Origin of the sequence: Paractinoplanes hotanensis, from assembly GCF_023717965.1 — a bacterium.
Taxonomy (GTDB): domain Bacteria; phylum Actinomycetota; class Actinomycetes; order Mycobacteriales; family Micromonosporaceae; genus Actinoplanes; species Actinoplanes polyasparticus.
The window spans coordinates 1-25,056 of sequence record NZ_JAMQOL010000015.1 but is presented as its reverse complement, the minus strand read 5'-3'; the positions used below and the strand labels follow the sequence as shown (position 1 = coordinate 25,056).

Genomic DNA, 25,056 nt, shown 5'->3' with positions numbered 1-25,056 from the left:
AGGTCCTACTCAAGATCCGGGGGCAAAAGAGATAGTGACCAAGAGCGCGGCAGGCGCGACTCCCTGGCTGATCAGGGCGCAGTCTCAACGGCGTTTGGTGTGGCAGACAGGCCGGATTGGTCCGTGCCGCCGGCTGCTGCCTGCGCCGCCCGCTCGATCGTCGCCCGGTGTGTCGCGCGGGCCGCCGTGTCGATCGGCTCCTCGTACTTAGCCATCACCCCGGTCCGGCCATCGAGCTGCTCGCGCAGGATGTCGGCGTGGCCAGCATGCCGGGTGGCGTCCTGCAAGACATGGACCATCATGTTGAACAATTTCACGTCGGGGCTCGGCCACCACGGCACGTGACCCAAGGCGTCGATGGGAAGCTCTTTGATCGTCGCGTCTGCATGGTTCCAGGCGCGCTGGTAGAAGCCGATAATCTGCTCGCGAGTCTCATCCGGTGCCACCCACAGATCGCTGCCGTCCGCGTCCTGCCAGCGCGGTAGCGGCTCCGGGAACGGGCGGGCGAAGATCTCACCGAGGTACCGGGCCTCCCAGGTCGCCATGTGTTTGACCAGGCCGAGGAGGTTGGTTCCGGTCACCGTCAGAGGACGTCGGATGTCGTACTCGGACAGGCCGTCAAGCTTCCACACCAGTGCCTCACGGGTCTCCTTGAGCTGGCAGTGCAGGTAGTCCTTAGCGAAGTCATCGATCACGGGAAACGAGCTTGCCACGCGGCAACAAGACGGGCCGCCCTGAAGCTCACAAATCTGTGGTGTCAAAACTCGCCGACATGAAATCCAGCGACGATCTTGCGGTGCCGAAAGTGGTGTTCATCCGGTGTCCGGACCTACGGAGATAACCACTCGGTCCGGGCCACCGCCGTCACGGTCGGTGGACGACCACGGCAGGCCGGCCTCCTGTCGTGCCGATCAGGGGATGTCTGCAGAACGGCGTCGTACGATCACCGCAGCCGACGGACAGTGTCACAGCTAGGGAGCGCCGAAGTGGCTGAGCACGCACTCATCCTCACGCTCGGACTCGGCGGGAGCAGCCTGCCGAACGAGGAAGAGCTCACGGCCGTCCGCGGTCTCGAGCGAGAGGTCGAGGCGGCACTTGCCGCCGATGACGTCGGCGAGTTGGACGGGGACGAGTTCGGTGCGGGATCGGTCACCATCTACTTATATGGCCGCGACGCGGACCAGATGTTCGCTTCAGTCGAAGGCATCGTTCGGCGATTTCCCTCGACATCGCGCAGCGCATACCTGCGCTACGGCGATGTTGGCGATGACACAGCGGCCGAGAAACGTCTCCAGCTGTAGCTGGCGAACGTCCGCTCATACCGCCGACCGGGCGCGGCGGAGCGTTGCCTATCTGCAGTCCGACGCGATGTGACCGTTGCCTTGCTTCCCTACGCTCTGGCGTGCTTGATCCGCGTTATGAGATCGTCCAAGGCAATCGCGCCGCTGGTAACGACCGTTATCACCGGGCAGACGCCGAGAGGCGCGGCTTCCTTCTCCCAGCGCGGCCACCCATCGTCGAGTTGGCGCTCGTCGTTGTGAATCCAATGTCGGCGTCGCGCTGCGTACCGGGTCTTGGCGAGCTGCGCGGGCACGTCGCACCAGACCTCGACCACACTAGTCGCGCCGCATCGGCCCAGTCCGGCCTCGACGAAGCGCAGATCTCGCGGCTTGAACCACCAAGACTCCATGACGACCTCACCGGACATGGCTGCTGCGAGGGTCCACATCATCTCACTCGACGCAATCCCCAGAGCCTGGTGCGCATCCGCGGATATGACGTCCGCGACGGCTTCCTTGATCGCGTCCTTGGAGATCAATGGCGCATCGAGGGCGCCCGCCAGTTCCGTTGCCAGGGTGGTCTTGCCTGATCCAGGCAGCCCGTTGACGATCACCAAATCGAGCACTTGGCGATGATGCCAGCACGCCGATGCTGCGCGCTCGCCGGTGCACGGATGTCTGCCGCGATCCGGGTGGTGTCGGCTACCTAACGTCCGGTTGTCGCCGCGTGATGTCATCGGCTGCTCCCAGCAGTTCAGGCGCGAGCTTTGAACGGGCGCCGAGAACTTCTATGCCAACAAGTCGGCCGGCGGCATCAAAATCGAGGTTGATCATGCCCTCTACAGCGACAGGGTCGCAGGGGTACATCTTCGCTATCTGAGCTCCTTGCGGTTGAAGGTAAATGTAGGCCGCATCGGCCTCCTGGTCATACGTGATCTGCAACGGCAGCATGGCTGAAATCCTCCCAGCCATGGCCGGGCCACGAGCCAGCAGTGCTCACACACCCATCTAATAGGTTCTGGTCAGCCTGCTGGTGCAGGATGGCTCCGGTAGCGGCCGGCGGGTCAGCACTCCACTCATTTGACCTTCTGAGGTCTTGCGGCAGACCGTGCGCCCGCTTGGTCGTGAGGAGATGGGACAGCCGATGGGATGACGCGCCCCGCCCGCAGGCGGTGAGCACTTGACTATTAGATCGCTGACGTCTCCTCCGCGCTGCTGCCACCACCATGGTGTCGACACTGGAGGCGAGGATGATCTGGGTCGGAGACGATTGGGCCGAAGACCACCACGACGTCGAACTACTCGACGACGACGGGCGGCGGTTGGCCCGCGCACGACTGCCTGAAGGTCTCGAGGGCATCAGCCGGCTGCACGCGCTGATCGCGGAGCACATGCCCGCCTCGTGGGCGGACCTCGAGCCGGCCGAAGCGGCTGCACGGGTGCAGATCGGGATCGAGACCGACCGCGGAACCTGGGTCCAAGCGCTGCTCTCCGCTGGGTATCAAGTGTTCGCGATCAACCCCATGTCGGCGGCCCGATACCGGGAACGGCACTCCACCTCGGGCGCGAAGTCTGACGCCGGCGACGCTCACGTCCTGGCCGAGGTCGTACGCCTGGATCACGCTCACCACCGGCAGGTCGCCGGTGACAGCCCTCTCGCGGAGGCTGTGAAGCTGGTGGCGCGGGCGCATCAAAGCCTGATCTGGGACCGCACCCGGCAGGTCCTGCGGCTGCGGTCCACGCTTCGGGAGTTCTTCCCCGCCGCACTGCAAGCCTTCGACGATCTGACCGCGGGCGAAGCCCTCGAACTGCTGGACCGGGCACCGGATCCAGACCGGGCCGCCCGCCTGCCCCGGGTCACCATCGTGGCCGCACTGCGCAGGGCCGGCCGTCGTGATCTCGACGGCAGAGCCACCACGATCCAGCAGACACTGAAAGCCGATCAGCTGCGTCAGCCGCGGCCGGTCCAGAACGCTTACGCGGCGATCGTGTCCAGCCAGGTGCAACTCATCAACATCCTGAACATCGAGATCGCCGAACTCGGGCAGGTGGTGACCTCCCATTTTGGCCGGCACCGGGACGCTGAGCGCTACCTGAGCCTGCCCGGCCTCGGGGCCGTGCTCGGCGCCCGGATCCTCGGCGAGTTCGGCGACGACCCACACCGCTACGCGGACGGCAAAGCTCGCCGCAACTACGCCGGCACCTCGCCGATCACTCGCGCCTCCGGCAGCCGCCGGGTCGTGCTGGCCCGCTACGCCCGCAACCGTCGTCTCGCCGACGCGGTGCACCAATGGGCGTTCTGCGCCATGCGCGGCTCACCCGGAGCACGCGCCTACTACCAAGCCTTACGCGAACGAGGGACCGGTCACCAAGCCGCTCTGCGCCAGCTCGGCAACCGGCTCGTCGGCATCCTCCACGGCTGCCTCAAAACCAGCAGCGCCTACGACGAAGCAACCGCCTGGGCCCATCTCCAGCCCACCACTTGACTTTGAAAAACATGGGATGTCTGCCGCGATCCGGTGCGTCCATGTTCAGACCAAAGCCGGCGGCGAGGCCAATGTGGTGACTCACGGTCACGGCCGCGCAGGCGGGTGAGTGCGGTGGGCGGCTATTGGCGATCCGCCGAACCGGTTGATGTATCGAATCCGCCAGAATCACCGAGAATCGTGACAACCAAGCCTCGCTGTACCTGTCGAAGTCCAGCTCACGGCACCGACCGATGACATGATCCTCGGGACATCGAGACACGTCGGATCGTTGTCGACGCGAGAGTCGGAGCCGAGACCGCCTTTTTCGTCTTCATCTACGTGTCGCAAGCCCGCTCGCCGCATGGTCATCCGACATGATTCCGGAGACCGGACAGCTGTCCGGCCTCAGCGCTGGCCGGGGGAGCGATTGATCATCGCCGTGGTCTGGACCGGTAGCGTCCCAGACCGTTCGGCACCTAACGATGCTGGTGGGACTTTGCGCCGTTGCCGTAGCCGGGGTACCCGATTGGAGTCGCCGTGCCCGCCGTTCGGATGCGGTGCACCGTCGACCATTCACCTGCCCCGGCTCAGATCCCGTCGTTACGACTCATTGGGAGGGGCCATTGTCCGCACCAGCCGCCCCTCTTGCGTCACCGCCCCATCGGCGCGGAAGAATGCCCTCATGACCGAGGACCGGGGGCGCCCCGCAGACTCCAAACTGGACACGACGGTTCCGCACTCGGCGCGAATCTGGAACTACTGGCTCGGCGGCAAGGACAACTTCGAGGTCGACCGGGCCGCCGGCGATGAGGTGATCGCCCACATCCCGGACATCCCGATCGGGGCGAAGTCCGAGCGCGCGTTCCTCAAACGCGTGGTCAGGTTCCTCGTCGAGGATGCCGGCATCCACCAGTTCCTCGACATCGGCACCGGGCTCCCGTCGGCGGACAACACCCACGAGGTCGCGCAGTCCCTCGACCCGCGCTGCCAGGTGGTCTACATCGACAACGACCCGCTCGTCATGGTACATGCCCGTGCGCTGCTGACCAGCACGCCGGAAGGTCGTTGCGACTACGTCGAAGCCGATCTGCGGGAACCGGAGACGATACTCGCGGCCGCGCGGCAGATGCTCGACTTCTCGCAGCCGATCGGGCTCATGCTCCTCGGCGTCGTCAACCACCTCATGGACGACGACGTGGCGTACGGCTCCGTCGCGCAGCTGGTGCAGGCGATGCCCACCGGTAGCTACCTGGTGCTCACTCACTCCACCGCGGAGATCCACGGCGAGCCGATGCTGCGCGTGATGCGGGAGACCACCAAGCGCGGCGGCACGCCAATCCGCGCCAGGACGAAGGCGGAGCTCGAGCGCTTCTTCGACGGGTTGGATCTGCTGGAGCCCGGCGTCGTCACGTGCTCGCGCTGGCGCCCCGACCCGGAGTCCGGCGAGCCGGAGGTCTACCTGTTCGGCGGCGTCGGCCGCATCGGCTGACCCGAGCCCCTCGACGCCGGCCAGCCACGAGCGCAACCTATACGCGGGGCCCCCGCGGATCACCGCAGGATCAGCGGCCACAGACCCGTCTCGCGGCGACAAGCCCGCAGCGATCTCCATCGAGGAATCCGCCACGTCGGGTGAGAAACCCGGCCGCCACACCGGCTGAGAAGCCACCGGCAAGGGCCAGGTCAGCAGGCATCGCCGCCGCCAGAATCAGCGGCCGCTGGAAGACGTCCCGCTGATGCCCGCCGGTCGGGGCGCCGTTGCCGGGCTCAACGTCCGCGACGATGCAGATGCCACCGACGAAGCAGCGGGGTCCATCATCGTCCGCGCCGGCAACGGATTGCGGGCGGCTTCGTCCCTGGCTCGCCGGAGGCAGAGCGCTTCCGCAGCGGCCTGCTCAGACGGCGAGCCATGAGTGAGGCAGACGGTACCTCGGCCCGGGCTTTCCGGGGACGGTCTGCAAACCCACCAGAGCGTGCCTGCGGCAGCCAGGACCAACAAGGTCAACACAAGCCCGAAGATCTGGCGCGTCGTAAGGCGGGCGGCACCGGAGCGGCGGTCACAGCCAAAAGCATCCCTGCCGGCGGCGGCAAACGAGTCGCTATGCCGAAAGAGGATCGTTTCAGTGGCTCGAGACGCACACATCTGGCGCCGACAGCGTGCGCCTGGTGATCAAGCTGTCGGCCCGACCTGCCCGTTACGCCGCGCTCGTACCAGATCCGCATAGTCCTCGCCCGCCACGCCATGGTTGACCGAGCGGGCAGGTGACGCCCTCCTCAGCCTGCCGGAGGGCACCCACAGGCCAAGCCCTTCGTCGCGCACCGACAAGGTGTGCTTGCACGCCCCACTCACGTCACGGACCGACCCCGACCGCGCCCGCCGGATCTGCCTTCGGCGGGCGTTTCGTGTGCCACCCGCCGGAAGGAGATTCATGATGACCGGCTCCAACACCCTAAACCGCCATCTCGGCCCGCCCGGGCCGCGAAGCCGCCGGACTGCCTATGGCTGAGCAGTCACCCAGCCGGAGCAACGCCGACGAACCCCAGCCCCGCAAACGACCACGACCCGTTCGAGTGCTAGCGCCCGACGTCGTCCCCATGTCCACCGACGACTACGAACAGGCCGTCACCGCGCTCGCCGCGATGATCGCCGCTTGGTGGCACGACCACCGATCCGAACTCGACCCCTAACCATCCACGCACCAACGCCCGGCACCGAACACTCTCCACGACAGAGCGTCCGGTGCCGGGCCTTTCGTGTTTCTGACCCCTACGCGGGCGGCTTGACCCCAGCCACAGATGGACCGACGGTCGACATCCCACCCGACAGATGATCTTGAGGTGATGATCATGGCTAAACGAACCCGCACACCACACCGCGTCCGGCACATCATCGAGGACACCAACCGCCGGATCGCGATCTATCTGCGCCGCTCCACCGACGAGGACCACCAGCCGTTCAGCCTGGAAGCTCAGGAGACCAAACTCCGGGCTTTCGTCGCCTCCCAGCCCGGCGACTGGCAGATCGTCGCCGTCTACTCCGACGACGCCTCAGGCGCCAGCACCGACCGTCCCGAACTCCAGAAGGCCTTGCGCGCTGCTCGGGCCGGGATGTTCGACACCCTGCTGGTCTACCGCGTCGACCGGTTCTCCCGCAGCCTGCGCGACCTGACCGGCCTGCTCGACGAACTCGCCGACGCCGAGGTCGTCTTCCGGTCGGCGACCGAGCCGTTCGACACCGCCACCCCGGTCGGCCGGATGCTGGTCCAGATGCTCGGCGTGTTCGCCGAGTTCGAACGCGAAACCATCATCGACCGCGTCATCGCCGGAATGGAACGCAAAGCCGCCAAAGGACTGTGGACCGGCGGCGCCCGGCCCCTCGGCTACACCATCGACCGACGGCTCGACAAACTCGTCCCCAACCCGGTCGAGGCCACCACCGTCCGCACCATCTTCGACCTCTACACCACCGACCGGCTCGGCACCAAGACCATCGCCGGACGCCTCAACGACCAAGGACTACGCACCCGGCTCGGCAAACCATGGTCACAACACACCGTCGAGATAACCCTGACCAACCGGATCTACCTCGGCGAAAAGACCTGGCGCGACATCGTCGTCCCGGACGCCCACGAGGCGATCATCAGTCCGGTCCAGTTCGACCGCGCTCAGCACATCCTCGGCCGGCGCTCCGCCGACATCGGTCAGCGCGCCGCCAATCCTTCCGCCTACACCCTCACCGGGCTGATCCGTTGCCCGCAATGCGGACGCGGGTACATCGGCACCGCTGCCACCGGCCGTTCCAAGACCTACCGCTACTACACCTGCTGGAGCCGCGCCCGCTACGGCAACAAAGCCGGCTGCGATATCCACCGCTTCAACGCCGACGACCTCGAAGCCGCCATCGGCGACGCCCTGCTCGACTTCTACACCACCGGCCACCAACTGATCACCGACGCCATCACCCGTTTCCAGCAAACTCACGCCAGCTCGACAGCGACCAAACGCGAACAGCTCACCACCGTCAAGAAGGAGATCCGCGACAACGCCGCCGCCGTCGACCGCTACCTGACCGCCTTCGAGAAAGGCACCCTCGACGACGGCGCCCCCGAGATCCGCGCCCGCCTGGACACCCTCAAAAGCCAGTCAAAGGCTCTACGCGCCCGCAAAGCCGAACTCGAACTCGACCTTGAAGAGCCACCTCAAGCGCTCACCCCAGCCGACATGAACGCCATCCGGGCCGAAATCCGACACATCCTCACGAACGAGACGCACACCGCCCGCAAGGCACTCTTCGAAACCCTCATCCAAGAAGTCACGATCATCGCCGACGACACCGTGCGACCGGTCTTCAAGCTCCCGCTGGCCGAAAACGACGAAGGGCCAGCCCCTGACGGGCTGACCCTTACCGAACGTGACGCGAACCAGGTGGTTCGCGCACTGCCAACTTTGGTGGGCGATACTGGGATCGAACCAGTGACCTCTTCCGTGTCAAGGAAGCGCGCTCCCGCTGCGCCAATCGCCCTCAGGACTTGCAACCTCTTGCGAGGTGGAGACGGGATTTGAACCCGTGTAGACGGCTTTGCAGGCCGTTGCCTCGCCTCTCGGCCACTCCACCGAGCCGGCCCAGCACGACTGTGAAGGCCTCTCCGAGCGGACGACGGGATTCGAACCCGCGACCCTCACCTTGGCAAGGTGATGCGCTACCAGCTGCGCTACGTCCGCATGTCGTTCGGCCTGACCGGCGTTCCGGCTTGCCTGGCGACGGAAGAAACATTAGCCGGTCACCTGGCGCCTTGCCAAACCGGGGTCCCCCGGCGCGTCGCGCAGCGGGGTTCACCTGGGCGTTCCGGTTTATCCACAGGTTGGAAACCGGGCGGGCGGCCAGGAGCCTCCGCGGTGTTGGATGAGGCCATGGAGTTCCGAGAGATCAGCGCGGCTGAGCGTACGGCGACGATGTTTCCCCTCCAGTCCTACGCGTTCATGCCCTCGCCCTGGCCGGCGGACGACGAGGCTGCCTACGAGCGGCGCATGGCTTACTTCCAAACCGCGATCAACCTGATCGCCGAAGAGGGTGGCAAGGCGCTGGCCTGCGCGGCCTCGTTGCGGATGCGGCAGAACGTGCGTGGGCGGGTGCTCGACATGGCGGGGGTGGCGTCGGTGGCGTCGCATCCCTCCGCGCGGCGGCGTGGGCTCGTGCGGGGTGTGCTCGAGCGGCTGCTGCGCCGGGCCCGTGACGAGGGGGCCGTGGTCAGTGCGCTTTATCCGTTCCGGCCGAGTTTCTATGCCCGGTTCGGCTACGTCGGCACTCCGCGCCACCGCATTGCGACGTTTGCGCCCGACGGGCTGTCGCACCTGACGCGGGCCGATTTGCCGGGCGAGGTCGAGCTGTTACCCATGCGTGACGGCTTCGGTGCCTGGCAGGGTCTCCAGCAGCGTCTGCTCGGCGAGCGGCACGGGTTCGCCGTGTACGACGAGACCCACACCGCCGGATTCCGGGAGGACAAGCGCTGGGTGGCGGTCGCCCGCTCCGGCGGCGAGGTGGTCGGCGTGGTGGACTACCGCATTGGTGCGTACGGCGGTGATCTGCACGCTTCCGACCTGCTGACCACCGGGCCGATGGGGCGGGCGCTGCTGCTCCAGTTCTTCGGGCGCCACGTCGACCAGGTGGCGCGCGTGCACGTCCGGGTCAGCAGCGACGAGGTGCCCGAGCTGTGGGGCACCGACTTCACCGTCACCACCGAGGCCAAGGTCGACCAGCCCCGGCACGGCGGCGCGATGGTGCGCGTGCTCGACATGCCGGCCCTCACCGGCACGGCCGCCGGCGACGGCGACATCACCGTCGAGATCGGTGACGACCCGCTGGTGGGCGGGCTGTGGCGGCTGACCGGCGAGGGTGGCCGGCTCACCGTGTCCAAGGGCACAGCCGCCCCGGCGGCGACTCTCTCGGTGGGCGGCTTCAGCGCTCTGCTGTACGGCGTACTCGATCCCGTCGAGGTTGTGATCCGCGGGCTGGGCCAGGTCGACGGCGCCGCGGTGGCCACCCTGAGCGGTCTGTTCCCGCGCCGGATGCCCTACATCTGCGCCGACTTCTGAGCGTTCGGGGGGGGCACACCGGGCATGGGCGGGCGGGTGATAATCACGGGATGAAGGGCTCGATCCTGTCGTACAAGTCCGAGGATTCCGTGCTGAGCATCTACTCCAAAGGATCCGTGCTGTCGATCGGGTCCGTCGGGTCGTCGCTCTCCATCGGGTCGGTCGGATCCAATCTGTCGATCCTGTCGATCGGGTCGTGGCTGTCGATCGGGTCGATCATGTCGGCCGTCTCGATCGGCTCGGTCATGGCCTGGCGGTCCCGCTGGGGAATCCTGTCGGCGCCGCCCGAAGACCTCAAGCGTGTGCAAGCCAACCTCCGGAAGCGCAAGCGCTGAGCCGTCCCGCCCCTGGGGGGAGGGACGACGGCGGTCAGCGAGTGGGCAGGTCGAGGTAAGAGCCGCCCGCGATGGTGATGCTGCGGCCGGGGTCATTGGAGTCGTAGTACAGCGGGTCCACCGTGTCGATGACCAGGGTCAGCGAGTGGCCGGCGGGGACGTCGTAGGCGGCCGCCGAGAGGGCTACGTCCACCTCGCCCGCGCCGGTCCACGTGACCGGGGCGTGGGTGATCAGCCGGGCGGCGCCCAGGTTGTCGAGGTCGTAGAGGTAGGCGACCAGGGAACCGGCGGCGGGGCTTCCGGCCAGGTTCAGGTGTACGCGGGGAATGCCCCGGATCTTGAGCGGTGTACCGGGGCGGGCAGCGGCCCAGACGCCGGCCCGGGTACGGCTGACCGCCGGGAGCCAGACCGACGGGCGCTGGTTGGTGAAGGCGGCCACCCCGTTGGTCAGCAGCACCACGCCGCCGTTGGCGGTGGTGTCCAGGTCGGTGGGCACGTTCTTGGTCCAGCCCGTGGTGGGCGCCCCGCCCAGCAGGCCGGTGCCGTCCAGAGTGCGGATGCGGCCGAGTCCGTAACGGGTGGTCGACGTGCTCAGGGCCGACCAGTCGGCGTACGACTCCGTGCCGGCGTTGTCGGGGCGGATCAGCACGGGCGGGCGGGCCTCGGCGGGGCGGCCGGCCAGGTGCTGGTCGAACCAGTTCCGTACGCCGGACCAGACGTCGTTCTCGAAGCCGAAGATGCCACCCAGCTCGGCGATCGCGTGATCGCCGGGGCGGAGCTCCAGCCGCTTGGGGCCGGTGAGCCCGCGATAGAAGTCGACCAACTGGTTGGGCGGGAAGAACGAGTCGCCCCAGGCGTTCGCGATCAGCACGGCCGGGCCGTTGGCGTTGATCTGGGACAGGTACGTGGCGGGTGAGCGCACGCGCGCCCACGCCATCACGTCGGCCACGTCGCGGTTGGCCTTGAAGTCGGCCAGCTTGCCGCTGAGCTCGGGGCCGGAGTTGCCGAGCAGGGCGGCCGCCAGTTCGAGCAGGCCGGCCGATTGGCGATGGCGGGTCTGGTCGCTGTAGAGCGAATACACCAGGTCGGTCCAGCCGCTCATCATGGCCACGACGCGGATCCGCTTGTCGAACGCCGCGCCGAGAAGGCTGAGACCGGCGCCGTACGAGATCCCGGCCGCACCGATGCGGGCCGGGTCGGCGGGCGTGGCGGCCAGCGTCCAGTCGATCACCTTGGACAGGTCGGCCATGTCCTTCGGCCCGGCCGTGTCGATCTCACCGCCGGAGGCCCACCAACCGCGCGGCGTGTACGAGACGACGACGTAGCCGCCCTCGGCCAGCTTCCGGGCCTGCGCCAGGTACTCGAGGTCGTTGAGCCCCCAGCTCGCCGGCAGGATGACGGCCGGGTAGCGGCCGGCGGCCACCGGAGCGATGACGTTGGCCTTGAGCACCACGCCCGCTCCCGCGATGTCCACGAATCTGAACCCGGTCGTGGCGACGGCCGCAGAGACCCTCTTCGCGGCGGAGGCGCCTGTCGCACGAGCCGCTTCGGAGGCAGCCGCGAGACGAGACGTCTCGTCTCGGACAGGCCGCGAGGAGAGGGATCCGGTGGTCGCTTGGACCGCGGCGGCCGCCGGGGTGGGTACGGCGCCGGAGAGGACGAGGCCGGCGGTCAGGGCGACGCTGAGCAGGATCTTGCGGCGGTGCTCCATGCGCACTCCTCGGGCAGAGCAAGGACGACGAGCCCGAGCCGGCGGACGCGGTGGCACGTCCGTACGGATCGGGGTCGCGTATGGGAGGGGCTGGAGCGCTCCGGTTTCGGCAGCGTAGGAGCCGGTTCCGAGAAATTGAACTTCATGACATTATCGTTACCAGCCAGTAACGTAGGTCACTTCGAGGCGTGATTACGCAGGCCACGGCCTCGCGCTCAGCTACGGCCGGGCAAGGCAAGGCCGGGCAAGGCCGTGAGGCGGAGGGAGGCGAGCCGATGCTCTACGGAGTGCAGGCGCCGCGCCGGCGAGACGCGCAGCGCAACCGGGAAGCGATCGTGCTGGCCGCCTGCGACCTCATGACCAGCGGCCGCGACGCCGTCGGCATGCCGGAGATCGCCCGCAAGGCCGGAGTCGGGCAGGCCACCCTCTACCGGCACTTCCCCGACCGGTACGCCATGACCGCAGCCGTCATCGCCCACCAGGTCGAACGCCTCGAAGCCTGCGTGGCCGCCGCCGGACAGCAGCCCGCCGCCTTCCGCCCGATGCTCGACGCCGTGCTGCGCGCCCAGGTGACGATGCGCCCGCTGGTGCACCTGGCCCGTCGCCTGGAACCGGCGGTGCGGGGCCGCTACCTGCGCCGGATCGTCGCCCTGCTGGCCGAGCCGTTGCGCCGGGCCCAGGAACACGGCCACGTACGCCGCGACCTGGAACCCGCCGACCTGATCCTGATCTTCACCATGGTCGAGGGCGTCCTGGAAGGCTCCCTCGACGGCACCCTCCCGGCCCAGGCCGCCGCCGGCCGCACGATCGACCTCGCCTTGGACGGCGTCTTCCGCACGAGGTGAGGAGGGCCGGCCGGCGCCGTCATGAGTTCTGGTCGCTGTGCCAGGAGCGCCACAGGGCGGCGTACGGGCCGTCGGCTGCCACCAGTTCGTCGTGGGTGCCGACCTCGATGATGCGGCCGTCCTCCATGACCACCACGCGGTCGGCGTCGTGGGCTGTCTGCAGGCGGTGCGCGATGGCGATGACCGTGCGTTCGTGCAGGACGGCGGCCAGGGCGCGTTCGGCGGTGCGGGCCGCGGTGGGGTCGAGCAGGGCCGTGGCCTCGTCGAGGATGACCGTGTGGGGGTCGGCCAGCACGACACGGGCCAGGGCCAGCTGTTGGGCCTGAGCACCGTCGGGGGGCTGCTCGCCGAGGTCGCGGTCGAGGTCGTCGGCCCAGTCGGCGCCGACCATTTTCAGGGCGCGGCGCAGGTCGTCGTCGGGGGCGGCGATCATCAGGTTGTCGCGCAGGGACTCGCGGAAGACGTGGTGTTCCTGTGTCACCAGGACTACCTGGCGGCGCAGCACGTCCGGTGGCAGGTCGGCGACCGGCACGCCGCCCACCGTGAGCGTGCCCGAGCCGGGGCGGTCGACGCCGGCGATCAGGCGGCCCAGCGTCGACTTGCCGGCGCCGGAGAGGCCGACGATCGCCAGCCGCTCCCCCGGGCGCACGGTCAGGTTCACGTCGTGCAGCACGTCGCGTCCCTGGTCGTACGCGTACCGGACCCCGGTCATCTCGATGCGGTCGTCGGTCGGCAGGGTCGTCGCCGACGGGGGCGCGGCCGGGACCGCGGTCAGGCCCTCGATGCGGGCGAACGACGCGCTGCTGCTCTGCAACGACTCGATCCAGATCAGGATCATGTCGAGCGGGCCGACCAGCTGACGCAGGTAGAGCACCGCGGCGCTCACCGTACCCAGGGTGACGCGGCCCTCGAAGAACAGCCAGCCGCCGAGCAGCAGCACCAGCACGCTCGGCACCGCGTACGAGATCTCGACCGACGGGAAGAAGACGCTGCGCAGGCGCAGGGTGCCCAGGCGGGTGCGCCGGGTCTCGGCGATCACCTCGCGGCCGACCTCGAGCCGGCGGCCGGACAGGTCGAAGGCCTCGATCGTGCGGGCGCCCGCGGTGGTCGCGGCCAGTTCGTCGGCGAGCCGGGAGTTGGCCTCGCCCTCTGTCAGGTAGGCCGAGCGGGCCCGGCGCAGATACCACCGCGTCGAGAACCAGATGCCGGACAGGCCGAGCACACCGACGATGCCGAGCAGCGGGTCGAGCACCAGCACGGCGATGATGATGAAGACGATCTGGACGACGCCGATGAAGATGTTGGGCAGGATGTCGCGCAGCGTGTTGGCCACCGCGTCGACATCGGTGGTGCCGCGGGCGGCCAGGTCGCCGGCCGGCACCCGTTCGATCACCGCCGCGGGCAGGGCGAGCGCGCGGCGCAGGAAGTTCTCGCGGATGCGGGCGGCGGTGCGCTCGCCGAAGCGGTAGGCGATCGACAGCGAGTGCCGGGACAGCAGCGTCTGCACGACCGCGCAGGCCAGCACGCCGGCGGCGAGCTTGTCGACCGCCTCGGCCCCGCCCCCGGCGGCGACCTCGTCGATGATCCGGCCGAGCAGCCACGGCCCGCCCAGGGCGGCCAGCGCCGCCAGGCCGTTGAGGGTCATCATCACGGCGACCGAGCGGCGGTCGGCCTTGACCAGGCGCAGCGCGGCCCGGCCGACCTGGCGCTGATCGGCGACGGGGAGATTCACGCGCCCTCCTCGGAGTCGAAGGCGCGAGTCACCAGGTCGCGGTAGCCCGGCGTGGTGGCCAGCAGCGAGCGGTGGGTGCCGGACGCGGCGACCCGGCCGTCGACCAGGTAGTGCACCACGTCGGCCCGGTCGAGCAGCACCGGCGACGTGGTGGCGACGACCGTGCCGCGGCCGCGGCGGGTCTCGCTGAGCCGCTCGGCGATGGCTGCCTCGGTGTGGGCGTCGACGGCCGAGGTCGGCTCGGCCGCCAGCAGCAGCTCGGGGTCGGCGTGCACGGCCCGGGCCAGCCGCACCCGCTGGCGCTGGCCGCCCGAGATGTTGCGGCCGGACCACTCGATCGGGCGGTCGAGTCCGGAGGCGACGTCGTGGGCGACGGCGGCGGTGATCGCGGCGCGGACGCGGTCGTCGTCGGGGTCGTCGCGGCCGGCGATCACGTCGCGCAGGTCGCCCGCGAACAGGGCCGCGTCGGGTTCGGCGACCAGGATGCGGGCGCGGACCTCGGACTGGGCGATGCCGGCGAGCGGGCGGCCGCCCCAGGTGGCGTCGGTCGGCCCGTACGCGCCGAGCCGGTCGATCACCGCGGCGGCGTCGGAGGGGCGTGCGCCGGCCAGCGCGGTCAGCCGCCCGGGCTCGACGGTGACCCCGGACTCGGGGTCGTGCAGCGGGGCCGGGCCGTCGGGAGCGGGCTCGCCGGACGGGTCGTCGGCGGGCAGCCGCAGGAAGTCGACCACGCGCCGGGCCGAGACCAGGCCCCGGGTGACGTCGAACGAGCAGAAGATCAGCACGTTGACCGGGATGACGAGCATGGCCGTGTAGCCGTAGACCGCCACCAGCTCGCCCACCGTGAGCTCGCCGGACGCGGCCAGCCGGGCCGCCAGCCAGACGACCACGGCCAGGAACACGACCGGCAGCCCGTCACCGAGGGCGCCGATCCAGCTGAACGGCCCGCCGACCTGGTAGCCCTGGTCGCGCAGCCGCGCGGACTCCCGGTCGTACCGCTCGAGGTGGGTCTGCTTGCCGCCCAGTCCGTTGAGGATGCGCAGGCCGCCGAGCACGTCGACGAGGCGGGTGTTGAGTTCGCCCTGCTGCTCGCGGTAGCCCAGGCCGGCCCGCTGGCCGCGCTGCAGCAGCGGCCCGACGAGGATCGCGAGCACGGGCACGCCGATCAGCACGACGGCAGCGAGCATGTGGGACGTGCGGAAGAGCACCACAGCGACGACGGAGATCGCCAGGGCCGCGGCGACGCCGACGCCGCCGACGTTCATGGCCCGGCCGATCGTCCACACGTCGGAGATGCCGATGGTCACGACCTCGCCCGCGGTGATGCGGCGCGGCAGCGCCGATCCGAGCCGGGTCGCATGACCCATCACCAGGTCGGCCGTCTGCAGGGCGGCCGCCATGCGCATCTTGGTCATGCTGCGGTGCCGCATGATGCCGAGACCCGCGCTGGCCGCGCCGACGACCAGCACGGCCGCGGCCCAGCCGATCAGCGCGCCGGGATCACGCGCCGCGAGGCCGTGGTCGATGGCCCGGGAGAGCAGCCAGGGGGCGGACGCCAGGCTGAGAAACCACAGCGACCCGAACATCGCGCCGAGAGCCACCCGGCCCTTGTTGCTGACACCCAACCACCAGAGAAATCTTGCCGGTCCCCGTATGTCCACGCCGTCATGCTGCCTCAAGACGGTCGATGAACGCCGCCCAGTTTCACCCGGTTGTGGATAACAGCACGTCCACCCCCAGGGGCGCGCGGGACAACCGTCAGACAGCGGCCGGCAGGTTGGCCGAGCTGAACGCGCGGCCGTCGTCGGTCACCACAGCCGAGTCGTAACCGTCGGCCGCCCGCTTCGCCAGCCAGGCGATGCCGGACTCCCCCATCGCCAGCGCCGCCGTGGCGTAGGCGTCGGCGACCGACAGATCCGGCCCCACCACCGTCACCGACCGCAGCCCCTGCGCCGGGCGGCCCGTACGCGGGTTGAAGATGTGGTCGCCGCGCTCGTACGTCCCCGAGGTCGCCACCGCCCCGTCGTGCAGCGCGAGCACCCAGCTGACCTTGTCGGCCTCCCACGGGTGCCGGATACCGACCCGCCAGGGCCCGCCGTCGGGGTGGTTGCCGCGCATGCGGATGTCGCCGCCGGCGTTGATGTAGTGGTCGTGCGAGCCGGCGGCCAGCAGCCGGGCCGCCGCCACCTCGACCGACCAGCCCTTCACGTAGCCCGACGGGTCGAGCGGCCCCGAGGCGTACGTGTCGAAGTAACCGTCCGTATCGCGCCAGAGATCAGCACACGCGTCCAGGACGTGCCGCAGATCGGCCGAGGCGTCCTCCAGCCGCAGTTCGCCGCGGCCGAACCGGGACACCTCGCTGTCCGCCTTGTACGTGCTGAAGCGCGCGTCCACCTCGTGCAACCAGTCGCACACGTCCGCGACGAGCCGGCGCAGCTCATGGTCGGGCCGGTCCTCGCCCAGCTCGATGCTGACCGTCGTCCCCATCACCTGCTCGACATGGCGCACAGAGCGTGACCCTACGCCTTTGCCGCGTCCAGCGCCGCCTGGAGTGACTTGACGTAGGAGTCGCTGGTGTAGGTGGCGCCCGAGACGGCCGAGACGTCCGCATTCTGCGCCTGCAGCGTGGACTCCTTGAGCGCGGCGATGGCGGGCGGGTTGATCGTGGCGCTGTCGTTCGCGGTCGGGAAGGTCGCGGCCGCGTCGGTGATCTCGCCGCCCTCGACCTTGATGGTGACCTGGATCTTCCCGTACGGGTTGGCCGCCGCGTCGCCCTTGAAGACGCCGTCCTTGAGGCCGCTCTTGGGCTTGGCGGCCTCCTTCTCCTTCTCTGGCTCCTTCTCCGGCGCCTTCTCCTTGGAGCCCGAGGCGGCCGGCTTCTTGGACGACGGCTTGGGCGCCGGCGTGCCTTCGGCCAGGTTGCCGACCGGCGCGGCCACGACGGGGGCCTCGGGCGGCGTCACGCTCAGTCGCACCCCGATGATCAGGGCGGCGCCGGTGAGGGTGCCTACGGCGGCTGCGGTACTGCGTCGCATCGGGAAACTCCTAATCAGAACTCGAACGGGTCGAGGTGCAGCTGGCTGTCCGGGACATCGAGATCACGCAGCGTGCCGACCGCGGCCTCCACCAGCCCGGGCGGGCCGCACAGGTAGACGTCGCGCCGGCTCACGTCCGGCACCAGGCCGAGCAGGCCGTCCGGGGTGAACAGCCGGCGCGGGCCGGGGTCGTTGCGCCCGCCCACGATGTAGCGGACCCAGGCGTCGCGCTGCTCGGCGAGCTCCTCGAGCTCACCGCGGAAGACCAGCTCGTCGGGGCGGCTGGCCCGGTAGATCACGATCGTGTCCGGCGGCATGTCCTCGAGCAGGGCGCGGATCGGCGCGATGCCGCTGCCGCCGGCGATCAGGAGCGCACGACGGCGCGTACGCCGCTGGGCCGTGAACACCCCGAACGGGCCTTCGGCCCAGACCGGCGTGCCCGGCTTCATGGTGCCCAGACGCGAGGTGTGGCCACCGACCGCGGTCACGGTGAGCCGCAGCCACTGCGAGTTGGGCGCGGCCGACAGCGAGAACGGGTGCGACTGCCACCAGCCGTTGCGGGTCAGGAACCGCCAGCGCATGAACTGACCGGCCTGGGCGGGCAGCTTCTCGAGCTTCTTGCCGTCGATGTAGATCGAGAACGTGTTGCCGCCCTCGGAGACGACCTCGGCCACCTCGAACTTGTGGCGCAGGTTGAGCCAGAGCGGCTCGACCAGGCGGCCCCAGACCAGGGCCGAGATCACCAGGGCGGTCAGGGCGGGCCAGAAGATCGACGCGAACGGGCCGCTGAGGTTGGCGCCGGTGGCGACCTGGTGGCCGTAGCCGAGCAGCAGGACCAGGTAGCCCGTGAGGTGGATCAGGTGCCACAACTCGTACGGAAGCTTGGCCCTGGCCCCGCGGATCGAGATCAGGCTGATGACTACCAGGATGATGGTGGCGGCCGTGGCGCTCAGCATCTCGGGCAGCGTCGTGATGATCGTCCAGCCCTGCTCGACGACGCCGGTCTCGGCGGTGAGCGCGTAGCCGTACACGATGAAGACGACGTGGGCGAGCACGAAGACGGTCAGTGAGGTGCCCAGCCAGCGGTGCCAGCGCAGCAGGTCCCGCGCGCCCACCCATTCCTCGAGCCAGCTGACCCGGCTCATCATCAGCAGCTGGATGAAGAGCAGGTAGCCGCCGATCAGCCCGGTGATGCGGCCGGCCGCGAGCATCAGGCTGGCGGTGTCGCCGATCTCGCCGGACTGCGTCTCGAACAGCCACAGGGCGACGCTGGTGGCCAGGCCCGCGAAGAACAGCATGACGGTCAGCAGGCGGTTGCCGGAGATGGCCTCGGCCGGCGGGCGGTCGTCCGGAATGGGCGGTTGCGCCGGGCCGGACGCCTTCCAGCCGGTCGGGTCGGTCTGCGACTCGATCAGGATGTCACTGCGGCGGTACGGGTCGTCCCGGTTCGGGTCCTCGGGCCAGGGCTCCTGAGACGCCCAGCGGTCGTCCTCGTCGGGCATGGACCGCAGGTCGGCGAAGAACTGCGAGTCATCGTCCGGTTCGTAGCGCTGATCCTGGAACGTCTGGAACGTCGGCGGTCCCTGCGCCATGTTCGTCACCCGTTCAGCGGTCGGTCTGGGCGTCTGCCACCCCCTGCGGCCGACGTGACGACCCGGTCTCGGGGAGCCGTCGGGCTGTTGTACGCACCCGGCGCTGCCTTCGCTCAAACGGATGCGGAAATTCTCGGCCCCGCGCGGTTCGATAGGTTCGGCCCATGAGCGCCGACAACCCCCACCTGGTCACGGTGGTCGGCATCGGCGCCGGCGGCTGGTCAGAGCTTTCTCGTACGGGCCATGACACCCTCCGGTCGACCGGTGTGATCATGGGTGGCAGCAGGCAGCTCGCGTTGTTGCCGCCCTCGGTCCCGGCGCGGCGGGTGTTGCTGCCGTCGCCGCTGCTCCCGGCCCTGGGCGAGCTGATCGAGGAGCATGCCGCAGCGGGCCTGGCCGTGCTGGCCAGCGGCGACCCGATGTTCCACGGCATCGGGGTCACGCTGGTGCGACTGCTCGGGCCCGATCGCGTACGGGTGATCGCGCACCCGTCCTCGGCCGCGCTCGCGGCCGCCCGGATGGGGTGGCCGCTCGCCACGACCGAGGTGCTGAGCCTGGTGACCGCCGACCCGGCCACCGTGCGGCGGGCGCTCAACCCCGGGCAGCGCCTGCTGGTGCTGTCCCGCGACGCCGCGACGCCCGCGACGGTGGCCGGACTGGTCGCGGCGGCCGGCTTCGGATCGGCCACGATCACCGTGCTGTCGCAGCTGGGCGGCCCGTCGGAGCAGGTCGTCACGGGCACGGCCGGTTCCTGGGAGCACCCCCCGGGCGATCCGCTCAACGTGATCGCGATCGACTGCGGCCCCGACGGCCCGGCGACCTCGCTCGCGCCCGGCCTGGCCGACTCCGCCTACCAGACGGACGGGCAGCTCACGAAGCGCGAGGTGCGCGCGGTGACCATGTCCGTGCTGGCCCCGGTGCCCGGCGCGTTGCTGTGGGACGTCGGCGCCGGCTCCGGCAGCATCGGCATCGAGTGGATGCGCAGCCACCCGTCGTGCCGCGCCATCGCCATCGAGTCGTCCGCGCCCCGAGCCGCAACAATCGCGACGAATGCCGCAGCGCTGGGCGTACCCGCCCTTCAGCTCATCACCGGCCGAGCCCCCGAAGCCCTCGCCGGCCTCCCCACCCCCGACGCCATTTTCATCGGCGGCGGCCTGACCCGCGACGGCGTGCTCGACGCCTGCCTGACCGCCCTGCGCCCCGGCGGCCGCCTGGTCGCCAACGCGGTGACGGTCGAATCCGAGGCCGCCCTGGCGGCGGCCCACGCCAAGCTCGGCGGCGAGCTGATCAGACTCTCCGTGAGCCGAGGCTCCCCGGTAGGCAACTTCACGGGTTGGAGACCGATGATGCCCGTAACGATCTGGTCGGTGACCACGCCATGACAGTCCATTTCATCGGCGCCGGACCCGGCGGCGCCGCCGACCGGACGCAGGTGATGACGCGATGACGGTGCACTTCATCGGGGCCGGGCCCGGAGCCGCCGACCTGATCACCGTGCGGGGGCAGCGGCTGATCGCAGCGGCGCCGGTCTGTTTGTACGCGGGCAGTCTCGTGCCGCCGGAGCTGCTCGAATGGTGCCCGCCGGGCTGCCGCGTGGTCGACACCGCCGGCCTGAACCTCGACGAGATCATCGCCGAGCTGGTGGCCGCCCACGAGGCCGGCCACGACGTCGCCCGCCTGCACTCCGGCGACCCGTCGGTCTTCAGCGCGGTGGCCGAACAGATGCGCCGCCTCGACGCCGCCGGAGTCCCCTACGACGTGATCCCCGGCGTCCCCGCCTTCGCCGCGGCGGCCGCCTCCCTGCATCGCGAGTTCACCGTCCCCGGCGTGGCCCAGACCGTGATCCTCACCCGAACCGCCGAACGCGCCACCGCCATGCCCACCGGCGAGGATCTCGCCACCCTCTCAGCGAGCCGAGCCACGATGGTGCTGCACCTGTCCGTGCACCGCATCGAGGCGGTGGCCGCCGAGCTGATCCCCCACTACGGCGCCGACTGCCCGGTAGCCGTCGTGGCCCGAGCGAGCCGCCCCGACGAACTGATCGTCCGGGGCACGCTGGCCGACATCGCCCCGCGCGTCAAAGAGGCCGGCATCCGCCGCACGGCGATCGTCGTCGCCGGCGCCGCACTCACCGCCTCCCAGTTCCCCGACAGCCACCTCTACTCCACAGACCGCTGTCGCACCGACCCCCATGCCTGACCCAGCCACCAACCACCCGCACGCCCAGGCCGCTGAGCAGGCAGCCGCTGAACACGCGCTCACAAGAACCGGCAGCCCAGAGAACACAGCCGTTAAGCACCCGCTCGCACAAACCGGCAGCGCACAAACGCAGCTGTTGAGCACCCGTTCACACAAACCGGCAGCCCAGAGAACACAGCCGCTGAACACGCGCTCACAGTGCGCGGCAACCCGGAGAACGCGGGAGGGGCCGCCGTGGTCGACCCTCTGAATGCGCTCGCAGCCGCGTGGTCGCCGGTACCGAGCGACTCGCGGCCGCGCGTGCTGATCCTGGGCGGCACGAGCGAGGCACGGGCCCTGGCGGGCTCACTGCCGGGATTCGCAGTGATCACGTCGCTGGCCGGGCGAACCTCCTCTCCGCTACTGCCTGCCGGGGAAGTGCGAATAGGCGGATTCGGAGGCGTCGACGGGCTGACCGGCTATCTGGGAGCACACCGAATCGACGCGCTGGTGGACGCGACCCACCCCTTCGCGGCGACGATCAGCGCCAACGCGGCACAGGCGGCGAGCCGGGCCGGGGTGCCGTTGGTCGTGCTCCGGCGCCCGGGCTGGGTCGAGCAGCCGGACGACGCGTGGCATCGCGTGCGCAATCTCGGAGAAGCGGCCGCCCTGCTCGCCGGCGGCACCCCGAGAACCGGCCGCACCCCGAGAACCGGCCGCCTGGGATCGACGCCCCGGGTATTCCTGACGACCGGACGCCAGGGCATCGCCGCGTTCGCCGGCGTCGACGCCTGGTTCCTGGCGCGCTCGGTGGAACCCCCGGAACCGCCCATGCCGCACCGGCTCGAGGTGGTGCTCGACCGCGGCCCCTTCACACTCGAGGGCGAGCGCCGGCTGCTCGCCGAGCACCGCATCGACGTGCTGGTCAGCAAGGACAGCGGCGGCCCCGACGCCAAGCTCGTGGCAGCCCGGGAGCGCGGTCTGCCGGTGGTCATGGTGGACCGGCCGCCCGCGGCGGCGACGGCCCACACCGTGGCATCTGTCGCCGAGGCGGTCGAGCAGGTGCACAGCCTGCTCGGCACCAGCCCGAACGATCGCTGAAGTTACTGGCCGAGCAGCCATCGGTGCGGGGCGACGAGCTTGCGGGCGACGGACGGCCCCCACGAACCCTGCGCGTACGGCACGGGCTTCGGGCGGTTGTCGAGCAGCGGCCCGACCGCCTTCCAGGTCGCGCTGAGCCCGTCCGGGCGGGTGAAGAGCGACCTGTCCCCCAGCAGCACGTCGTGGATCAGGCGCGAGTACGGCGGTAGCGGCTCGGCGTCCGGAACCTCTTCGAGCGGCAGCCGCACCGAGCCGCCCTCGACGTCGAGGGCCACCCCGGGCCGCTTCACCAGCAGCGACAGGTCGATCTTGCCGTTGCCCGCGAGGTCGAACGACAGGACGTTGCCCTGCGGGGGCAGGTCCGGCAGGGGCTTCGGCGGCGTCTTGAGCACGAGGCTGACGACCTGCCTGCTGTCGGCCATTCTCTTTCCCGTACGCAGCAGGAAGGGCACACCACGCCAGCGCGCGTTGTCGATCCAGAGCTTCGCGGCGACGTACGTGTCGGTCGTGGAGCCCCGCTTGATGCCCTTGATCGACTTGTAGCCCGTGTACTGCCCCAGCACCACCTCGGCCGGGTCGAGCGGGCGGAACGAGCGGATCACCCGCTCCCGGGCGGACTGCAGGTCGGCCGCCCCGAGGCTGGCCGGGGGCTCCATGGCAACCTCGGCGGCCACCTGGAACAGGTGCGTCACGAGCATGTCGAGCACCGCGCCGGTGGCGTCGTAGAACCCGGCCCGATCCTCCACCCCGAGCGTCTCGGGCACGTCGATCTGCACGCTCTCGAGGTGCTCGCGGGTCCACAGGGCGGCGAACGCCTCGTTGGCGAACCGGGTCACGTGCAGGTTCTGCGTCGCCTCCTTGCCCAGGAAGTGGTCGATCCGATAGACCTGATCCTCGCCGAAGACCCGGTGCACGAGCCGGTTCAGCGAGCGGAACGACGACGGCGACGTGCCGAACGGCTTCTCGTAGACAGCCCGCGCACCCTCGGCCAGGCCGTGCTGGCCCAGCGCCTTCGTCGTCTCCTCGAACGCGACCGGCGGGATGGCCAGATAATGCACGAGTTGCGGCGAGCCGCCCAGTTCGGCCCGGGCCGAAGCGATCACGTCGAGCAGGCTGCCGGGATCGTCGGAGCGGAAACCGCCGCCGGCGAAGCGGAGCCGGTCGGCGAACGTCTTCCACGGCCCGTCGCCGGGGGCCGGGCCGAACTCTTCGAGCGCCTTACGCACGTGGGCCCGGAAATCCTCGTGCGAGACGTCGCCGCGGCCGTTGCCGACCAGGAGCCACTCGTCGGGCAGCAGGCCCTCGATCGCGAGCGTGTAGAAGGCCGGCAGCACCATCCGCCGGGCCAGGTCGCCGGTCGCGCCGAACAGCACGAACACCGTGGGGCCGGGAGTCTTCGCCATGACCAGCCTTTGCCCGGCCGATCGGGGCCTCACACCGGCTGTGACGACCGGAACGTCCCGCGGTAGGCCTGGGGCGTCGTCGACAGGCGCTGGGCGAAGTGGTGCCGCAGCGTGGCGGCGCTGCCGAAGCCCGTACGGTCGGCGATCGCGTCGACGCCGAGGCCGGTCTCCTCCAGCAGGTTGCGGGCGAGCAGCATGCGCTGGCTGATGAGCCAGTCGTGCGGGGTGGCGCCCGTTTCGTCGCGGAACTTGCGGGCGAAGGTGCGCGGCGCCATGTGAGCCAGTTCGGCCATGGTGTCGACGGTGTGCGCCTGGTCGAGGGTGGCCAGCACGGCCGTCAGCACGGGCTGGAGCGTCTCGCACTGCACGGACTTGAGCGGCGTCTCGATGTACTGCGCCTGGCCGCCCTCGCGGTGGGGCGGCACGACCATGCGCCGGGCCAGCATCCGGGCCACCGCGGTGCTGTGTTCCTGGCGGATCAGGTGCAGCCCGGCGTCGATGCTGGCGGCGGTGCCGGCGCTGGTCAGGATGCGCCCGTCCTGCACGTAGAGCACGTCGGGGTCGACGACGGCGGCCGGATAGAGGCGGGCCAGGCGGGCCGTGTGCAGCCAGTGGGTGGTGCAGCGGCGGCCGTCGAGCAGGCCGGCCGCGCCCAGGGCGAACGCGCCCGTACACACGCTCATCACCCAGGCGCCGCGCTCGTGGGCCCGGCGCAGGGCCTCGAGGACGGGCGTGGGCGGCTCGAAGGCCGGGTTGTCGAAGGGGGCGATCACGACCAGGTCGGCGTCTTCCGCCCGGCTCAGGTCGTGGCGTACGGCGATGTCGAACCCGGCCCGGCTGGGCACCGGCCCGCCGTCCAGGGAGCACACGGCGAAGTCGTAGGCCGGGAGCCCGTCGGCCGTGCGGTCGTAGCCGAACAGCTCGCAGAGCACGCCGAGCTCGAAGACGGCCACCTCGGGCAGGGCGATCACAGCCACGTTACGGAGCATGTGACGGAGCATACGGCGGGTTGGCAGGATATTGAAGGTGTATGGCATCTCTGCCACTGTCGAGCCTGCGCGGCCACGACGAAGCTCTATGTCATGGCTATCGCAATCGCAATCTTCTTCCTGGTCATCCTCGCTTTCGCCGTCGCCGGCCGCACTGTGGACTCACGCGACAGCGCCGACTGGAAGCCTTCGGACGGCGGCTTCCGCCACCCCTGAGAAGTGGGGGGGGGGGCCCCCCCCCCCCCCCCCCCCCCCCCCCCCCCCCACCCCCCCCCGGGGGGGGGGGCGCGCCCCCCG

At 70.0% G+C, this 25,056-nt stretch carries 21 protein-coding genes, 3 tRNA genes and 2 pseudogenes; 11 read left to right on the top strand and 15 right to left on the bottom strand.

The annotated features are described in order from the left end of the window. Window positions 1-71: 71 nt before the first annotated feature. Window positions 72-695 carry a DinB family protein gene (locus tag LXN57_RS11700; protein WP_251798073.1) on the bottom strand — a complete coding sequence of 208 codons (624 nt, stop codon included), beginning with the start codon at window positions 693-695 and terminating at the stop codon, window positions 72-74. 291 nt (window positions 696-986) lie between these two features. Here LXN57_RS11700 and LXN57_RS11695 point away from each other — a divergent pair, with 291 nt between their 5' ends. Beyond that, on the top strand, window positions 987-1,301 hold the full coding sequence (locus LXN57_RS11695) for a hypothetical protein (RefSeq protein WP_251798072.1): 315 nt from the start codon (window positions 987-989) through the stop codon (window positions 1,299-1,301). An 89-nt stretch (window positions 1,302-1,390) separates the two neighbouring features. Here LXN57_RS11695 and LXN57_RS11690 read toward each other — a convergent pair whose 3' ends face one another. Both LXN57_RS11690 and LXN57_RS11685 read right to left on the bottom strand, forming a co-directional pair. Further along, window positions 1,391-1,906 carry a P-loop nucleotide/nucleoside kinase family protein gene (locus LXN57_RS11690; protein ID WP_251798071.1) on the bottom strand — a complete coding sequence of 172 codons (516 nt, stop codon included), beginning with the start codon at window positions 1,904-1,906 and terminating at the stop codon, window positions 1,391-1,393. Between the two features lie 76 nt (window positions 1,907-1,982). Next, window positions 1,983-2,231: a DUF2283 domain-containing protein gene (locus LXN57_RS11685; RefSeq protein WP_251798070.1), complete on the bottom strand. Its 249-nt coding sequence runs from the start codon at window positions 2,229-2,231 to the stop codon at window positions 1,983-1,985. 299 nt (window positions 2,232-2,530) lie between these two features. On the opposite strand from LXN57_RS11685, the gene LXN57_RS11680 reads away from it, so the two are divergent. The 3 genes and pseudogenes from LXN57_RS11680 to LXN57_RS48295 form a co-directional block, all read left to right on the top strand. Beyond that, window positions 2,531-3,766, top strand: coding sequence for an IS110 family RNA-guided transposase (locus tag LXN57_RS11680; RefSeq protein ID WP_251798069.1), 1,236 nt, complete (start codon window positions 2,531-2,533; stop codon window positions 3,764-3,766). 664 nt (window positions 3,767-4,430) lie between these two features. Next, entirely contained in the window at window positions 4,431-5,237 is an 807-nt protein-coding gene (locus tag LXN57_RS11675) for an SAM-dependent methyltransferase (protein ID WP_251798068.1), read from the top strand. A gap of 1,304 nt (window positions 5,238-6,541) precedes the next feature. Continuing rightward, a pseudogene (locus LXN57_RS48295) lies at window positions 6,542-7,600 on the top strand (recombinase family protein); the annotation flags it as partial. Window positions 7,601-7,897: 297 nt separating this feature from the next. On the opposite strand, the gene LXN57_RS11660 reads toward LXN57_RS48295, so the two are convergent. The 4 genes from LXN57_RS11660 to LXN57_RS11645 form a co-directional block, all read right to left on the bottom strand. Continuing rightward, window positions 7,898-8,053: a hypothetical protein gene (locus LXN57_RS11660; RefSeq protein WP_251798065.1), complete on the bottom strand. Its 156-nt coding sequence runs from the start codon at window positions 8,051-8,053 to the stop codon at window positions 7,898-7,900. A 139-nt stretch (window positions 8,054-8,192) separates the two neighbouring features. Beyond that, window positions 8,193-8,267: transfer RNA gene (locus LXN57_RS11655), tRNA-Val, on the bottom strand. Window positions 8,268-8,289: 22 nt separating this feature from the next. Beyond that, window positions 8,290-8,360: transfer RNA gene (locus LXN57_RS11650), tRNA-Cys, on the bottom strand. Window positions 8,361-8,394: 34 nt separating this feature from the next. Further along, window positions 8,395-8,467 (bottom strand) — tRNA-Gly (locus tag LXN57_RS11645). 189 nt (window positions 8,468-8,656) lie between these two features. Here LXN57_RS11645 and LXN57_RS11640 point away from each other — a divergent pair. Further along, complete coding sequence (locus LXN57_RS11640; protein ID WP_251798064.1) at window positions 8,657-9,838, top strand: GNAT family N-acetyltransferase; 1,182 nt, start codon at window positions 8,657-8,659, stop codon at window positions 9,836-9,838. A 50-nt stretch (window positions 9,839-9,888) separates the two neighbouring features. Then, window positions 9,889-10,116 (top strand): annotated as a pseudogene (locus LXN57_RS11635) (hypothetical protein); the annotation flags it as partial. A gap of 91 nt (window positions 10,117-10,207) precedes the next feature. Here the strand turns inward: LXN57_RS11635 and LXN57_RS11630 are convergent. Further along, the gene (locus LXN57_RS11630; RefSeq protein WP_251798063.1) at window positions 10,208-11,884 is read right to left on the bottom strand and encodes a CocE/NonD family hydrolase; all 1,677 of its coding nucleotides are present in this window, start codon (window positions 11,882-11,884) and stop codon (window positions 10,208-10,210) included. Window positions 11,885-12,159: 275 nt separating this feature from the next. On the opposite strand from LXN57_RS11630, the gene LXN57_RS11625 reads away from it, so the two are divergent. Next, the gene (locus LXN57_RS11625; protein WP_251798062.1) at window positions 12,160-12,729 is read left to right on the top strand and encodes a TetR/AcrR family transcriptional regulator; all 570 of its coding nucleotides are present in this window, start codon (window positions 12,160-12,162) and stop codon (window positions 12,727-12,729) included. 19 nt (window positions 12,730-12,748) lie between these two features. On the opposite strand, the gene LXN57_RS11620 is transcribed toward LXN57_RS11625, so the two are convergent. From LXN57_RS11620 to LXN57_RS11600, 5 genes are all read right to left on the bottom strand, one after another. After that, window positions 12,749-14,461 (bottom strand): ABC transporter ATP-binding protein, encoded by a 1,713-nt coding sequence (locus LXN57_RS11620; RefSeq protein ID WP_251798061.1) that lies wholly within the window; start codon window positions 14,459-14,461, stop codon window positions 12,749-12,751. After that, the gene (locus LXN57_RS11615) at window positions 14,458-16,047 is read right to left on the bottom strand and encodes an ABC transporter transmembrane domain-containing protein (RefSeq protein ID WP_251798389.1); all 1,590 of its coding nucleotides are present in this window, start codon (window positions 16,045-16,047) and stop codon (window positions 14,458-14,460) included. The genes LXN57_RS11620 and LXN57_RS11615 overlap by 4 nt, the downstream gene beginning before the upstream one ends. A 172-nt stretch (window positions 16,048-16,219) precedes the next feature. After that, window positions 16,220-16,948 (bottom strand): FAD:protein FMN transferase, encoded by a 729-nt coding sequence (locus LXN57_RS11610; RefSeq protein ID WP_251798388.1) that lies wholly within the window; start codon window positions 16,946-16,948, stop codon window positions 16,220-16,222. Between the two features lie 32 nt (window positions 16,949-16,980). Then, on the bottom strand, window positions 16,981-17,496 hold the full coding sequence (locus LXN57_RS11605) for an FMN-binding protein (RefSeq protein ID WP_251798060.1): 516 nt from the start codon (window positions 17,494-17,496) through the stop codon (window positions 16,981-16,983). 14 nt (window positions 17,497-17,510) lie between these two features. Then, entirely contained in the window at window positions 17,511-19,088 is a 1,578-nt protein-coding gene (locus tag LXN57_RS11600) for a ferredoxin reductase family protein (RefSeq protein ID WP_251798059.1), read from the bottom strand. 164 nt (window positions 19,089-19,252) lie between these two features. Here LXN57_RS11600 and cbiE point away from each other — a divergent pair, with 164 nt between their 5' ends. The 3 genes from cbiE to LXN57_RS11585 all read left to right on the top strand — a co-directional run bounded on the left by cbiE (window position 19,253) and on the right by LXN57_RS11585 (window position 22,367). Continuing rightward, window positions 19,253-20,470: a precorrin-6y C5,15-methyltransferase (decarboxylating) subunit CbiE gene (gene cbiE / locus LXN57_RS11595; RefSeq protein ID WP_251798058.1), complete on the top strand. Its 1,218-nt coding sequence runs from the start codon at window positions 19,253-19,255 to the stop codon at window positions 20,468-20,470. Window positions 20,471-20,531: 61 nt separating this feature from the next. After that, window positions 20,532-21,287, top strand: coding sequence for a precorrin-4 C(11)-methyltransferase (gene cobM, locus LXN57_RS11590; RefSeq protein ID WP_251798057.1), 756 nt, complete (start codon window positions 20,532-20,534; stop codon window positions 21,285-21,287). A 234-nt stretch (window positions 21,288-21,521) separates the two neighbouring features. After that, window positions 21,522-22,367, top strand: a complete 846-nt coding sequence (locus tag LXN57_RS11585) for a cobalt-precorrin-6A reductase (RefSeq protein WP_251798056.1) — start codon at window positions 21,522-21,524, stop codon at window positions 22,365-22,367. 2 nt (window positions 22,368-22,369) lie between these two features. Here LXN57_RS11585 and LXN57_RS11580 read toward each other — a convergent pair whose 3' ends face one another. Together LXN57_RS11580 and LXN57_RS11575 are read right to left on the bottom strand one after the other, a co-directional pair. Continuing rightward, the gene (locus LXN57_RS11580) at window positions 22,370-23,770 is read right to left on the bottom strand and encodes a glucose-6-phosphate dehydrogenase (protein WP_251798055.1); all 1,401 of its coding nucleotides are present in this window, start codon (window positions 23,768-23,770) and stop codon (window positions 22,370-22,372) included. A gap of 29 nt (window positions 23,771-23,799) precedes the next feature. Then, entirely contained in the window at window positions 23,800-24,759 is a 960-nt protein-coding gene (locus LXN57_RS11575) for a GlxA family transcriptional regulator (protein ID WP_251798054.1), read from the bottom strand. Between the two features lie 93 nt (window positions 24,760-24,852). Between LXN57_RS11575 and LXN57_RS47870 the strand changes: the two genes are divergently transcribed. Next, window positions 24,853-24,975: a hypothetical protein gene (locus LXN57_RS47870; protein WP_255644855.1), complete on the top strand. Its 123-nt coding sequence runs from the start codon at window positions 24,853-24,855 to the stop codon at window positions 24,973-24,975. Window positions 24,976-25,056: the final 81 nt, after the last annotated feature.